We start from the raw sequence: 13,548 nt of genomic DNA, 5'->3' as shown, positions 1-13,548 counted from the left end.
TGACGCTGGGCGGTCCAGCGGGCTTGCTGACACCCCCACTCACTGGTACTTGCAAGCCCTCACTCTTGAAGACCGGGCCACGTATAAGTGGCCCGGCCTCTGTCACTGGATGTACGGTCAGATCTTGAAACTGTCGACCAGTTGCTTCAAACGCCCGGCTTGTTGCGAAAGCGCAGCACAGTCCTTGAGCGTTTCATTAAGGTTGGCCACGCCTTGTTGATTAAGCGTGTTGATCTGATTGATATCGATATTGAGGGTTTCTACAACGGCAGTCTGCTCTTCTGTCGCTGCAGCAACGGATTGATTCATGCCATCGATATCGCCAATGCGCCGTGTCACATCACGCAGACGACTGCCCGCCTGATTGGCAACTTCGACACTTTCCTGACTCGACGTCTGGCTTTCATTCATGTTGAGTACGGCATGCTGAGAGCCGCTCTGCAGGCCGCCAATCATCTTGTGAATCTCGTCGGCAGACGTCTGGGTACGATGCGCAAGGTTGCGCACCTCGTCGGCAACTACCGCAAAACCGCGTCCGGCCTCCCCCGCGCGGGCGGCTTCGATGGCGGCGTTAAGGGCCAGCAGATTGGTCTGCTGCGAGATGCCTTTGATGACATCAAGAATGTGACCGATATTTTCGGTGCTGGCGTTGAGTTGCTCGATCTGCGTGCAGGAATCACTGATCTTGGCCGACAGCGCGCTCATGGCGTGGATGGTTTTCTCGACCACTACCTGGCCGTCTTCTGCCTGGTTGCGGGCCTCACTGGCCTGGATCGAGGCGTCCGATGCGTTGCGGGCAATCTCCTGGGTTGCAGCGCCCAGCTCGTTGATCGCTGCAGCGACGCTGTTGGTTCGGGCGCTCTGCTCATCGAAACCGACGATGGACGAATTGGAGGAGTTGACCACCCGTTGCGACAGGTCATGCACCTGAAGCGTTGCGGAGGACACTTCGACAATGGACGCGTGCACGCGCTCCACGAACTGATTGAACGAGCCACCCAGCGCTGCGAACTCGTCCTTGCCCTGAATGCTCAGGCGCCGGGTCAGATCACCCTCGCCCTGGGCGATGTCCTGCATCGCACGCCCCATGTCGGTCAACGGGCGCATCAGCGCACGAATGAGCAGGCTCAACAGCAACGCAATCACGGCCACTGCAATCAGCACGGCAACCATCGCCGAGCTGCGAAACTGGCTCAATGGCGCATAGGCCTTGTCCTTGTCGATCGACAGGCCAATGTACCAGTCAGCCGAAGGCAGTCCGGTGATCGGGGTAAATGACAGCAGCCGTTGCTGGCCATTGAGGCTCACCTCACGCAGGCGCGCGTCCAGGCTGATGGTCTGTCCGGGGTAGATGTCCTTGAGGTTTTTCATCACCTGTTCCTTGTCCGGACTGACGATGATCTGCCCGTCGCCACTGACCAGAAAGGCGTAACCCAGCCCGCCGAATTCGACCGAGTTGATGATCTTGACCAGCGTGTCAAGGCTCAGGTCGCCGCCGACGACACCCGTGACCTGGCCTGCCGCCTTGACCGGGCTGGCGATCGTTACCACCAGGCCACCCACAGAAGCCAGATACGGCGCGCTGAGAATGGTCTTGCCTGCGTCGACGGTGGACTTGTACCAGGGCCGTTGGCGAGGGTCGTAGCCCGCGGGCATGTCCACATTGGGCCGCTGGGTGAATGTGCCTTTGCTGTCACCGACATAGGTGAACTGAAAGGTCGATACCAGCGCAGACTGCGATACCAGTCCGCTGAGGTCGGAATTGACCCCCTGAAAGGCTACGTTCTGGGTGAGGTTTTCCAGCACCAGAATGCGCCCGCTCAGCCAGTTCTGGACGCTGCTGGCAGTCAGTTGACCCGCTTGGCCCACAGAGGACTCGAGGTTCTGGTTGATCGTCTTACGTTGCAGGTAATCGTTGTACAACGTGAACAAGGCGAACGCCAGCACCACTACACCGGCCGCGGCCAGCAGAATCTTATGACGAAACTTTAAATTCATGACAAGGCATCTCAACAGGACTGCTGGAAGAAGGCTCGGAGGCCAGAGCAAGTTGCGACACAAAAAATGTCATGCCCTGCACACACAATGAACCTGCAACGGATAGGGTTTTGGTCTCGCAAACACAGCCGACGGTGTGCCGTTCCCTCTGGAATTCGGCGCTCTACTTTAATGACTTCGACGGTGCTTTATAACGGTGTGCTGGCGCAAATGATATGCCTGGAAAAAATATTCCAGGCGTCGTGGAACTTTCTTTATTTTTTATTTCAGCTTGGCCAGTTCCTGCCGATAGTGTCTGTATACCTCACCCCGCCCTGACCTGTATGCCATACCTTTCAGGGATAAGACCGTTTCAATGGCAGTTGTTGGAGAATTCAATGAGTAGCTGGTTTGCAAACATCAGCGTGAATATGAAACTGGCCCTCGGCTTCGGTCTGGTACTTGTTTTTACAGCCATTCTTGCACTGACTGGCTGGACCAGCATGAGCGGGCTGATCAACCGCAGTAACTGGATGAGTGACATTACTTCACTCAATGCGCAGTTGACCAAACTGCGCGTGACGCGCCTGCAATACATGGTGGCCGACGGCGACGAGAAGGTAGCCGAAACCGTGCAGACCTCGCTGGATAGCTTCAAGGCGTATCAGGAAAAACTGCGGGCCTCGTTCAAAAGTCCCGAAAACCTGAAAATGCTCGATCAGTTGGGCATCGTGATTGCTGACTACCAGAAGTCCCTCAACAATATGCGCAGTGGCTACAAGGCCAGCACCGCTGCGCGTGATGAGCTGACGACCCACGCGGTCAAAAGCCTCGCGGTGTTCGAGCAGCTTGTGACTGAAGTCAGAAACATGGACCCGGCTGACGCCAACCGTTTCGAGCAGTACCGACTTGTCACCGATGCCAAGGATGACTTGAGACTCGCACGCTATGAAGTGCGCGGCTACACCACCAATGCCACGCCCGAGACCGAGCAGGCAGCTGTTTCGAAACTGGATGCGGCCGTCAAGGATCTGGACGCGCTCAAGGCGACCTTCAGCGGCACTCAGGCCGATCAGCTCAGGCAGCTGGAAACCTCGTTGATGGCCTACCGGACGACCTTGCAAAACTTCAAGGCCGCCACGGGCACGATTGTCCAGGCGCGCAAGGAAATGACCACGCAAGGGCAGGATATCGTCAAGATCAGCGAGGACATGTACAAACTGCAACTGGATCGCCGCGATCAGGAAAGCGCACAGGCGCGTACCACGCAGATCACCTGCACCCTGTTGGCTATCATTCTGGGCATTATCGCCGCAGTGATCATCACTCGGCAGATTACCCGTCCCCTGCGGGAAACCCTGGCAGTGGTCGACCGTATTGCGTCCGGTGACCTGACCCAGACCCTGGCGGTGACACGCAGTGATGAGCTCGGCGTTCTGCAGCAAGGCATCCAGCGCATGGGCACCACTCTGCGCGAACTGATTGGCGGTATTCGCGACAGCGTCGTACAGATCGCCAGTGCCGCCGAAGAGCTGTCGGCGGTTACCGAACAGACCAGCGCTGGCGTCAACAGCCAGAAAGTCGAAACCGATCAGGTCGCCACCGCCATGCACGAGATGTCGGCGACGGTTGCAGAAGTTGCGCGTAACGCCGAACAGGCCTCGCAGGCCGCGTCCAACGCCGACCGCGAAGCGCGTGACGGTGACAAGGTGGTGGGTGAAGCGATCGCCCAGATCGAGCGTCTGGCCAATGAAGTGGGCCGCTCGGTTGATGCCATGACTGAGCTGGAGCAGGAAAGCGACAAGATCGGCAAGGTCATGGACGTCATCAAGGCGGTGGCCGAACAGACCAACCTGCTGGCGCTCAACGCCGCCATCGAAGCGGCTCGTGCGGGTGAAGCCGGACGTGGTTTTGCCGTGGTTGCCGACGAAGTTCGCGGCCTGGCACAACGTACGCAGCAGTCCACCGTGGAGATCGAAACACTGGTCGCTGCGCTGCAAAGCGGTACGCGCCAGGTGTCCAGCATCATGCTCAACAGCCGCGAACTGACCGTCAGCAGCGTGACCCTCAGCCGTCAGGCAGGTACGTCGCTGGGCAGCATCACGCAAACGGTCTCCAGCATTCAGGCGATGAACCAGCAGATTGCCGCCGCCGCTGAAGAGCAAAGCGCGGTCGCTGAGGAAATCAGCCGCAGCATCGTCAATGTCCGCGATGTGTCCGAGCAGACTGCTTCGGCCAGCGAAGAAACCGCTGCGTCCAGCGTCGAACTGGCACGCCTGGGCGGGCAACTGCAGACGATGGTCAGCCGCTTCCGCATCTGATCACCCGGCGTTGACATCAAGCCCGGTCTTTACCGGGCTTGATTGTTTCTGCACCCGTGACAATCACACCATATCGGCGTCTAAAACGAGTCAATTGCGACGTTTTGACATGTTTCGTGACTGTTTGACGCCCAGTATTGAAGAGCTACAGGCAAGCATTTTGCTGACGGACCCGACTTCGATGTCGCGTCAGCCGCCCTCCTCAAGGAGGTGTGCCCAGCACTGATTACCGGTGAAGAGGCTTTGAGCAGTCGAGGTGTTTAGTCTGGACTCACCTGAAGCAACAACGGTGAGTAAATAGGCTCGACGATGATCATTAACGGGCACCATGACACAGCTCAAATCAATGTCCATGATGCTATGCAACGGTAAGGATGGGCGATTTATGCATAGGCATTTCAAAATTCATATACAGTGCAGCCCATTGAATCCTCTGACCGAAATCAGGTGCGAGTGGCTGCGTTTCCGCAAGCACAGCCATTTGGAATGGTTGGATACGCCGATGGAATTCAGGGCGGATTTGGAAAGGAATGCAATCTGACTGCTTGTTAACCGCTTATTAAGGGAATTACAGCGAGTACCATGATCGACATCCAAGCTATCCGCCGAATCGCCGAGGGCGCCGGCCAAATCATAATGTGCGTCTATCCGCATGGTCGCGTCGTCCAGAGCGAGCAGGATAATAGTTCGCTGAGTGAGGCCGATCAGCTTGCTCACAGGCATATCCTCACGGAGCTGAGGACGCTGACCCCGGAAATCCCTGTGCTCTCTGAGGCTTCGGCCCAGATGGATAGTGAACTCCGACGCCAGTGGTCGCTCTACTGGCTGGTCACTTCGTTAGATGGTACGAAAGAGCTCAGCAAGAAAAATAACGCATTCACCGTCAACATTGCGCTGATTAAGCACGGCGAGCCCGTACTAGGGGTGGTACATGCGCCAGCGCTGTGCGTTAGTTATTGGGGATCTCGTGGTGTCGGTGCTTTCAAAGCCGCAGCCGATGGCGACGTGCGAGCCATTCGTGTGGTGGTACCCCCTGCGGACGAGCGTGTCTGTCGGGTCATCGACAGTCATTCGTACGTCTCGGTGGAGTTCGATGCATTCATGGCTGGCATGCGCCATTCTGAATTGAGCAGCATAAGCAGCTCGCTAAAACTGTGTCTGGTTGCAGAGGGTGCTCCCGACGTATATCCACGTATCGGGCCAACCAGCGAGTGGGATACGGCGGCGGCACATGCGGTGGTCAGTGCAGCAGGCGGTCAGGTGCTGGCTTGGCCCACACTGGAGCCCCTAAGCTACATTCAGCGCACCGATACTCTTGTAAATCCGTTCTTTATCGTATGCGCGGTGCCGAGTTCGGACTGGCTTCCGGAAGTTGGGGCCTGGACAGATGGCATCGTCTACGAACGCCGCGAGCACACTAGCAAAGCGGAGGTGATCTGGCACCGTACCCAAGTTGACCAAACTATGCGCGCAGCCAGCCTCAACCAGCGTCCGCGGTGTATCTGGCTGACTGGGCTGTCCGGCTCGGGCAAGTCGACAATCGCCAATTCGCTTGAGTTGTCTCTGTACAAAGCTGGGCGGCATACCTTTCTGCTTGACGGTGACAATGTGCGCCAAGGGCTAAACAAGGATCTAGGCATGAGTGCCGAAGATCGTGCGGAGAACATCCGTCGCGTAGGTGAAGTGGCCAAATTGATGGTAGACGCTGGAATGATTGTAGTGACCGCCTTCATTTCACCGTTCCGCGCTGATAGAGATAGGGTGCGTGCACTGTTCTCGGAGGACAGTTTCATCGAGGTCTTCGTCGATACTCCGCTGCAAGAATGCGAACGGCGCGACGTCAAAGGGCTGTACGCCAAGGCACGCCGAGGCGAGCTAAAGGACTTTACCGGCATCGACAGCAGCTACGAGGAACCCGTCAGTCCCGACGTGCATCTGTTCCCGGGCGAGAGCAGCCTGCAAGTCTGCGTAGAAACCTTGCTACGCGCGCTGGATGAGCCATCCACCCGCAGCCGATCCTGACCGCTCTTACCGACCTGGTAATGGCCCTCTGCGTCGAGGGCGCGTGCTGCTCAGGCAGTTTTCTGATGGTAATCGGCGTTGCACGCGGGTGGCTCAGTGGTTCGCCGCTACGGGGCTGAAAACCGAGTGGGTAGTCGACGAGACGTTCGGCGCAAAATAAGATGATATCTTCAACCTACCGCGCGTTGGCGGAACGTGGATCGAACATGCTTAGGTGGGGTTATCTTCAAAAAAAAATATTATTGACGGCGTTTTTGTAGGATATATTTAATGTTTCATACAGAATGATATCAGCCCAAAATAGCTCTTTAATCATACTTATAGTGGCTTCATCGAATTTGCACGTTCTGGCCCCTGATACATTCTCTCTCGGGGCACTAATGACCTGTTGGCTATTAGAATCATTGATCAGTAGAAGCTCGGCCACCCTGGAAATAAGCCAGTCGGATTCTGACACATCAGTTATATAAGAATTCTTTTGAAGAAGAAGGCTTAGCGATAAACTTTCGATGTCGTGACTATGACGTGCACCGCAATCCACACCCAGTAGATACTTTGACTGTATGTTACTAACCTCAGCGAGGCTTTTTTGATCGCAGAAGAATTCCTCTGGCGTCATCCCTTTGCAGTGCTCATAGAGCGGATGTTCTACTCCCTTTATAGAAGACTCTGAAGTAATCCAGTGAAAATATGATTCAACCTGCTCAAGAGGATCTCGTATTACCGAACATATTGTTGGATTAGACACCTGAGAATCTGATATTATTTTATTGACTGCACCTAATGTAAAGTGCCCGCCGATAAATTTGATTGCCTCATTACTGCCGCTGGAGAAAAACGCATTTTCGTCAGCCAGTTTGTTTATATCACCGTCTTGGCCATGCCAGAAAAAATGACCGTCAGGCCTAAGCATTTTATTAAAAAAAGATCCTAGCGAAGTACCGGCACATTTCGGTATGTGTATAAAAAAAACCACGTCATCAGAAATTTCTATTGATTTCTTCATTTATTTTATGTACCCGTTATAGTTTGTATGTTTTCAACGACAGGGAGGCGGAGCTTACACTCCCTATCTTCCGACAGCATCCTTAACGCCGCAGCTCCCCTACGACTCGAGGAGCGAAAGCTAAATATCTGACGCATACTGAGCATTGGTTATTTTGCCATCCCGGTGCCCAGAACTCTACGTTTAGGCCTTATAGAAGCAGGCCTTCAAGGATGTCAATCCTTTCACCAAGATCATGTGCTACGGCCACAGAGATCAGGCTTAGAAAAAGATCTCGTGGCTCTGGGTGCTGATTTTTCTTGTGGCTTCTTCTGATGAACTCTATTTGTAGACACCCGGTCTGGTCGGAAACCGCATTTATCTTAATAAGCTTATGGCCTGCTATCTCGCTGTCCCTGAGAACCATGAGGTCGTTATATTCTTTATTTTGGGCTATCTCAAAGCTAATCGAATCAAGGTTTGGGGGCAGCCAGTATTTTATATAAACCGCTACTTTTTGCTGTGGCTGGGAAGTGTGTATCCTTATTGCCCCATAATTCCCCTGCAACCAGCGACCGCAGCTTTCTGGAACAAACCAGTCTCCTTGACTCAGGATGGAGTAGGCTGTTGAACGGTGAATAATGTAGTCAAAAAAGCTTTCCTTCGAACTGACCACGTTCGAAAAACGGTAAATCATCCCACCTTTCAAGGAAGTATCAACCGCTTTTATGTCATCACTCTGGTGAGTAGCGTCCAGCAAGTTATCTAGGTCCAATGCATAGTCTTGCCAGGTTCTAGGCCTGTAAGAGCTATTTATCAGGGCTTCTCTTGCCTTTATTTCCGACCTGTTTTCAATATAGTAAAGTACCTTACTCGCTATATCGTCAATGTCTCTGGGGTCAAAGTAATCAGCGTAGATACCGCCTGCCTCAGGCAGCGAGGTAGTATTTGAGCAAATGCAGAACTTTCCTCTTGTGAGACTTTCCGTTACCGGCAACCCCCATCCTTCGTATAGGCTGGGATATACGGTGAACAAGCAGTTTGCATACAGCCACTCCAAGTCGCTGTCAGAGGCGTCATGAATAAATGTTACTTTTCTGAAAAGCTCTTTATTATCTTGAACCAGAGCCTGTACTTCATGAAAGCCCCATCCGCTTTTTCCAACAACAATCAATTGTGGTGGATTTTTGCCAAGCAGCTTTTCCCAAGCCTTTATAAGTGCGGAATGATTTTTTCGCGTTTCGATAGTGGAAACAAATATGCAGAAATCATCCTCGATAAAATACCTGCTCTGTATTTTGCTGCCTGAGGACTTTATTGACGGGTGCGAGCCTAATGGTATGAAGGTACTCTGTGATTCATTAGGAACAATATCTTTATCGAGTATGAAGCGATCAAGCTCTTTTTTTGTGTATTCAGATATAGAAACCAGTATATCCGAGAGCGAAACTATTTCTGACAGCCAAAGTGAAAACCGTACAGAGAGCTCGGGAGGCAATGTATTTCTGCTGTGGTACGGTATAAGATCATAAACAATAGTGCCATACTTTATTTGCTTTTCAAACTTTAACTTTTTTATGGCCAATGTGTAGTTTTGAAAGCTGAACGACGCGCCTGTACCGAACAACATATCCCCATCGGCTATATTGACCGGAGTAGTATTACTTGTAGCCAGATTTATTAACGGCGTTAATCCATCGCCTTTGATGTCACCTAATACCGCGCCAATGAGCCCCTTAAACGCATCTCGCTCTATTTCGTAGAGGTTATTATCTGCCTCTGACAAAAGCGTGCAGAATTTGTAGTTATTTTTGCGATCTTCTTCAATTATCGACTGGCACAACTGAGAAACAAGACGCTGTATCCCGGTCACTCTTTTTTCGTGGCGCAGAAAGTTAATCAGGTCTGAAACTTCTAAATAGACCGTTTTTTTTGTGGCCAATCTCTGTGCTGATATCTGATCAGCGCTTTGGAGACTCGCTCCTGTGCTGATTTCCATAATCTCTGCAGACAGGTACTCGTCCTCCGAGAGCTCAGGGTGAAAAACGATGTTAAACGAGTGGTCACCACTCCCTATTTTTGATTGCTCAAGGTCGGCCCGATATTTGTTCGCCGTCACTTTCATCTTTCTGTTGCTGGTCGTTATTCCTATCTCCCTATGTTTACCTGGAGTGTCAGGCGAAAATATCCAGCCATCTAGAGTTCTTTTCGTAAACTTATCTATCGAGTACTTAATACTTTCCGTCATTTTTTTCTTCCGTAAGTGTTACAAACACTAGCGCTTCCGTCTTCATCCAGGTAGGTTCCGGACTGGACCTCAATTTATGTGCAACCTGATTATTTTGGGTTTTCTCATCTCTGAATATTTTCCAGAGACCTTTAAATTTCTTTAAGTAAGCAGCGTTGCTTTTCGCCCTCTGTTACCTTAGCAGTACCGATCATCGTTACGTCTTGTGGCTTGCCCCCTCGCATGACCTGTGCAGCCTTTGCAGGCTCGCCCCTCATGATGGGTGCTATCGGCCAGAGAAGGATGCCATTGCCGACGCACAGCATTCCCGGATGAAACGCATCATGATGTTTGTTCACTATGGTTGCCGCTTGAGTTCGATCAAGTCGGCTATTCGGCGGCGGTAAACCGCCCCAATGGAAGCAGTAGAGAAAATTTCGTTAAAGCGCTGCCCATGTATCAAAGGTGAACATTCAATTTCACTGAATAGCCGATTGGCGACGTCAATCATCGCCTGCGCTGCTGCGCCGATATCCGGCTCTGCCCAGAATTGACCCACCGCCTCGATATATTCATCCGGCTCTAGAGCTTGCAAGCGGAAAGGAACAAGCTGCGCGCCCGCCGCACGGCAGAAATCAGTATTTCCGCCATAATCCGTGGCGATGACCTCTAACCCGAGTAACAAGGCTTCGGCAATGCCCCGCCCGAACCCCTCGGCACGGTGCAAGGATACAAAGCAATCACAGGCACGGTACAGCTCCAAGACATCGGCTTTTTCAAGCATCGCATCGATGATGAAGATACGCGAGTCATTCTGGGCGGCAGACTGGATTTGCTTCCAGATCGAGTTCTTCGGGTCAGGGCGCATGCACTTGATGACCAGACCGACCCGGTGGTCTGCGCTCGTGAAAGCACGCAGAAAAGCTTCGACAACGCCGAGCGGATTCTTGCGAGAGATAAAGGAGTTTCCGTCGAAGGAAAACACGAACAGTGCTTTATCCTGCGGCAGACCAAAGCGTGCTCGCTGGCGCAGTGCAGTGGTGGTATCTACTTCGTCTGGCAGGCGAACGGCCATCGGCATCCGGCGCACCGGGACCGGGCTGGCGCGGTGCATGGCCTGTTCGATATGTCGGCTCGATGCCCAGGCCTCGTCGATCAGGTTGAAGCAGTGCTCCCAGTTGGCTGGCCAGTTGTGCAGTTCCCACGGCCAGTAACCGATGGTGTAGCGACCGCGGAATAGCTCGGCACCGCATGTAAGAAAGAGCCTCAGATGTTCCATAGCGGTAAGACAAACGATATTGATGCCATAGCGAGGGGTGTCTGTTACCCACTGCGAGATGCTGCGATCCTGCTGGCGGACGTTACTGCCTGGGGCGAAATCGATGACGCAGAAGGGAATGCCGGCAGCATGGCAAGCATGCGCGGCCATGCGGACATCCTCGCCGATACCCAGCTCGCCAAAGGCGTATCCGATCAGGTTGACGCCGAAGCTCTCATTGCTGTGTTGGAATGGCTGGGCGGTGTGTTCAGCAAATGCTTGGAGCGGGATTTTCTGCAGCAATGGCAGGCCCGTTTCATACAGGGCATTTTGGGCAAGCCAACCCTTGAATCCTGCGAGGCCTGAAGCGGTATCCTGCCGAAATGTGGCCTGCAGGTCTGGCCGTTTCTCTAACAGTAGGCGTGCGAACCGGCTTTGGAGCAGGTCGGGTTGATCCAGCAGAAAGCGTCGTTGCCAACCGGGTACATCCTGCCCGCTCACCGCCAGATCCTGCAAGCCACCAGCCCCGAAAAACCAATAAAGTGCATCACGCTGTGCATCGGAGGTTTTCAGTTCAGAATCGATGCCAAGATCGCTGCGTCCATGAATTACCAGTTGCAGGAAGCGCGAAATACCGCCGGACCATTCGCTGTAAGGCACACTGGCCGGTTGGGAGAGTGTTTTCCAGAACGGTGTCAGTTGGCTAAGGGCCACATATTCACGGCGGCCATGTAACACGCACCAGGCTAGAAAACGGCACCTTCCATCAAGCGTGTCGAGCGGGAAATCGTTTTGCAGATCCTGATCGCGCAATTGCCAGATGGCGAGGTGGAGACCGTAAATAGCACTGATGCCCGGTACGTCAAGCCCCACAATTGGCTGGCTATAAGCATACTCCGCACCGACCTGAGAGGGCAGGCTTGCAAAAAGCTCGGCGATTTTTATTGGTTGCGACATGGCTGGCTTCTGGCTATTGGGCTTGCGTCTGGTGCGCCTGCAACTCACCGTCACGACCTAAAAATGAACGAAATGCCCTCGAGCACTCTGACTTCCTGGAAGCCGGCCTCGCTGAGCTTTTGCCTGACCGCTTAGCAATGAAGCCATTGCGATGGCTCATCATGTAGTCGTTACCGTGCGCTAGCGAAACCTAATGGCCAAGGAGCATATCCAAAATGAACACGAATTACCAAGCAAGGTAGGCTTTTTGCCGTTGACCTACCGGTGCGTGTCAACTTACCTGTCGCCTTCGTCTACTTTACCCGCCCGTTGCAGCCTTGGTTTCAAGGCGCTCAAGGTTTAGATAAACCGCACCCAGCGCTTTAAGTCTCCAAGTAGTCAGCAGATTGCAGCCGCTGAAGAGCAAAGCGCGGTCGCTGAGGAAATCAGCCGCAGCATCGTCAACGTGCGCGATGTGTCCGAGCAGACTGCTTCGGCCAGCGAAGAAACCGCTGCGTCCAGCGTCGAACTGGCACGCCTGGGCGGGCAACTGCAGACGATGGTCAGCCGCTTCCGTATCTGATCACCCAGCGTTGACATCAAGCCCGGTCTTTACCGGGCTTGATTGTTTCTGCACCCGTGACAATCAGGCCTGCGGCGGCTGCCCGTTGGACGCCGACAGGCCACCGTCTACCGGCAGGTTGACGCCGGTCACGAAGCGCGCGTCATCGCTGGCCAAAAAGGCAATCACGTCGCCGACGTCTTCGGCTTCACCCGGGCGCCCCAATGGGATGCGCTCCATGAATTTGGCCATCAACGCTTTGTCGCCGAGCATGTCTTCGGTCAGCTCGCTGCGGGTCAGTGAGGGGCAAACGGCATTCACACGCACGCCGTCAGCACCATGATCCATGGCCAGCGAACGGGTGAAGTTGGTGATGGCACCCTTGGCCGCGTTGTAGAAGCTCATGCCCCAGTCGCCGCCCAGACCGGACACCGACGAGACATTGATGATGTTGCCTTTGCTGGCGATCAGTGCCGGCATGGCGGTGCGGGTGCAATAGAACACGCCGTCCAGGTCCACGGACATCAGCTCTTTCCAGTCCTCTATGCCCAGCTCGGTCACTTTGCCGGACTTGACGATGCCGGCATTGTTGACCAGCACATCCAGGCGCCCGAAGCGGGTCGCCACTTCCTTGAACAGCGCTTCCACGTCGCTCGGGTCGGCCACATCCGTGGCTCTGACCAAGTGCCCTTCGCCCTTCAGTTGCGCGGCCACCTTGGCCAGCTTGTCGTGATTGCGGCCGACCAGCACCACGCTCGCGCCTTCCTCGGCAAAACGTTTGGCGGTCGCTTCGCCGATTCCGGAACCGGCACCTGTGACGACGATGACTTTCTGGGTGAAACGATTCATTCGGCAGTCTCCAAAAAATGAACGGGATTATCGGGTGGACTGCACACCCGCCCGCAGCGTTCACTCGCATTTAATTTTGCTTTCAGGAGCGCGGTAAATGACCGGTGAATCGTTAAACCTCGACCATGGGTGCGTTGACAACGCGGCAACGGTCTGCAAATAATCCCCGCAGTTGTACGACAACCTATAACGCCAAAAATAAAAACAACACCGAGGCCTGTCCATCATGAACACTCACGCCGCGCCTGCCCGCTCGATCAGCAAGGGCTCAATCATCGAAGCCTTGATCGGTGATACCTCGTTGTTTACTGAACACTCGCACTACCAGACACCCTTCTCGATTCACACCATTCGCTGAAACACAGCGAACGGTACTCGGCCGTCTGCAGGTCGAGGCCATGCCTGGCGACA

Annotated in this window: 8 protein-coding genes and 3 pseudogenes; 5 read left to right on the top strand and 6 right to left on the bottom strand. The window is 53.8% G+C overall.

The window, feature by feature from the left end:
* Nucleotides 1-117: 117 nt before the first annotated feature.
* Nucleotides 118-1,998, bottom strand: a complete 1,881-nt coding sequence (locus tag KBY08_RS07235) for a methyl-accepting chemotaxis protein (protein WP_103359605.1) — start codon at nt 1,996-1,998, stop codon at nt 118-120.
* Between the two features lie 215 nt (nt 1,999-2,213).
* Between KBY08_RS07235 and KBY08_RS26705 the strand changes: the two are divergent.
* Together KBY08_RS26705 and KBY08_RS26700 are read left to right on the top strand one after the other, a co-directional pair.
* Nucleotides 2,214-3,395, top strand: a pseudogene (locus tag KBY08_RS26705) (methyl-accepting chemotaxis protein); the annotation flags it as partial.
* Nucleotides 3,396-3,434: 39 nt separating this feature from the next.
* On the top strand, nt 3,435-4,298 hold the full coding sequence (locus tag KBY08_RS26700; RefSeq protein ID WP_374935936.1) for a methyl-accepting chemotaxis protein: 864 nt from the start codon (nt 3,435-3,437) through the stop codon (nt 4,296-4,298).
* A 123-nt stretch (nt 4,299-4,421) separates the two neighbouring features.
* On the opposite strand, the pseudogene KBY08_RS26695 reads toward KBY08_RS26700, so the two are convergent.
* Nucleotides 4,422-4,549, bottom strand: a pseudogene (locus KBY08_RS26695) (IS91 family transposase); the annotation flags it as partial.
* A 331-nt stretch (nt 4,550-4,880) separates the two neighbouring features.
* On the opposite strand from KBY08_RS26695, the gene cysQ reads away from it, so the two are divergent.
* Nucleotides 4,881-6,320: a 3'(2'),5'-bisphosphate nucleotidase CysQ gene (gene cysQ / locus KBY08_RS07225; protein ID WP_111522453.1), complete on the top strand. Its 1,440-nt coding sequence runs from the start codon at nt 4,881-4,883 to the stop codon at nt 6,318-6,320.
* A 226-nt stretch (nt 6,321-6,546) separates the two neighbouring features.
* Here cysQ and KBY08_RS07220 read toward each other — a convergent pair whose 3' ends face one another.
* From KBY08_RS07220 to KBY08_RS07210, 3 genes are all read right to left on the bottom strand, one after another.
* A complete protein-coding gene (locus KBY08_RS07220) occupies nt 6,547-7,326 on the bottom strand; it encodes a sulfotransferase family 2 domain-containing protein (protein WP_111522452.1) in 780 nt (259 codons plus the stop codon).
* Between the two features lie 190 nt (nt 7,327-7,516).
* Nucleotides 7,517-9,553 (bottom strand): glycosyltransferase family 4 protein, encoded by a 2,037-nt coding sequence (locus tag KBY08_RS07215; protein ID WP_111522451.1) that lies wholly within the window; start codon nt 9,551-9,553, stop codon nt 7,517-7,519.
* A 337-nt stretch (nt 9,554-9,890) separates the two neighbouring features.
* Nucleotides 9,891-11,747: a glycosyltransferase gene (locus KBY08_RS07210; RefSeq protein ID WP_225651097.1), complete on the bottom strand. Its 1,857-nt coding sequence runs from the start codon at nt 11,745-11,747 to the stop codon at nt 9,891-9,893.
* Between the two features lie 376 nt (nt 11,748-12,123).
* Here KBY08_RS07210 and KBY08_RS26690 point away from each other — a divergent pair.
* A pseudogene (locus KBY08_RS26690) lies at nt 12,124-12,309 on the top strand (methyl-accepting chemotaxis protein); the annotation flags it as partial.
* A gap of 63 nt (nt 12,310-12,372) precedes the next feature.
* Here KBY08_RS26690 and KBY08_RS07205 read toward each other — a convergent pair.
* On the bottom strand, nt 12,373-13,137 hold the full coding sequence (locus tag KBY08_RS07205) for an SDR family NAD(P)-dependent oxidoreductase (protein WP_003404822.1): 765 nt from the start codon (nt 13,135-13,137) through the stop codon (nt 12,373-12,375).
* Between the two features lie 226 nt (nt 13,138-13,363).
* Between KBY08_RS07205 and KBY08_RS26385 the strand changes: the two genes are divergently transcribed.
* A complete protein-coding gene (locus KBY08_RS26385; RefSeq protein WP_257217750.1) occupies nt 13,364-13,495 on the top strand; it encodes a hypothetical protein in 132 nt (43 codons plus the stop codon).
* Nucleotides 13,496-13,548: the final 53 nt, after the last annotated feature.

This window comes from Pseudomonas sp. P135, from assembly GCF_020312125.1.
GTDB lineage: Bacteria > Pseudomonadota > Gammaproteobacteria > Pseudomonadales > Pseudomonadaceae > Aquipseudomonas > Aquipseudomonas fragariae.
Note: the sequence above shows the minus strand (reverse complement) of the source record. Positions and strands in the feature narration are given on the sequence as shown.

Excerpts from the sequence above, each read along its gene's own strand:
- KBY08_RS07210 (WP_225651097.1), bottom strand. The coding sequence starts at position 11,747 with ATGTCGCAACCAATAAAAATCGCCGAGCTTTTTGCAAGCCTGCCCTCT.
- KBY08_RS26700 (WP_374935936.1), top strand. The coding sequence starts at position 3,435 with ATGGGCACCACTCTGCGCGAACTGATTGGCGGTATTCGCGACAGCGTC.
- KBY08_RS07220 (WP_111522452.1), bottom strand. The coding sequence starts at position 7,326 with ATGAAGAAATCAATAGAAATTTCTGATGACGTGGTTTTTTTTATACAC.
- KBY08_RS07215 (WP_111522451.1), bottom strand. The coding sequence starts at position 9,553 with ATGACGGAAAGTATTAAGTACTCGATAGATAAGTTTACGAAAAGAACT.
- KBY08_RS07235 (WP_103359605.1), bottom strand. The coding sequence starts at position 1,998 with ATGAATTTAAAGTTTCGTCATAAGATTCTGCTGGCCGCGGCCGGTGTA.
- cysQ (WP_111522453.1), top strand. The coding sequence starts at position 4,881 with ATGATCGACATCCAAGCTATCCGCCGAATCGCCGAGGGCGCCGGCCAA.
- KBY08_RS26385 (WP_257217750.1), top strand. The coding sequence starts at position 13,364 with ATGAACACTCACGCCGCGCCTGCCCGCTCGATCAGCAAGGGCTCAATC.
- KBY08_RS07205 (WP_003404822.1), bottom strand. The coding sequence starts at position 13,137 with ATGAATCGTTTCACCCAGAAAGTCATCGTCGTCACAGGTGCCGGTTCC.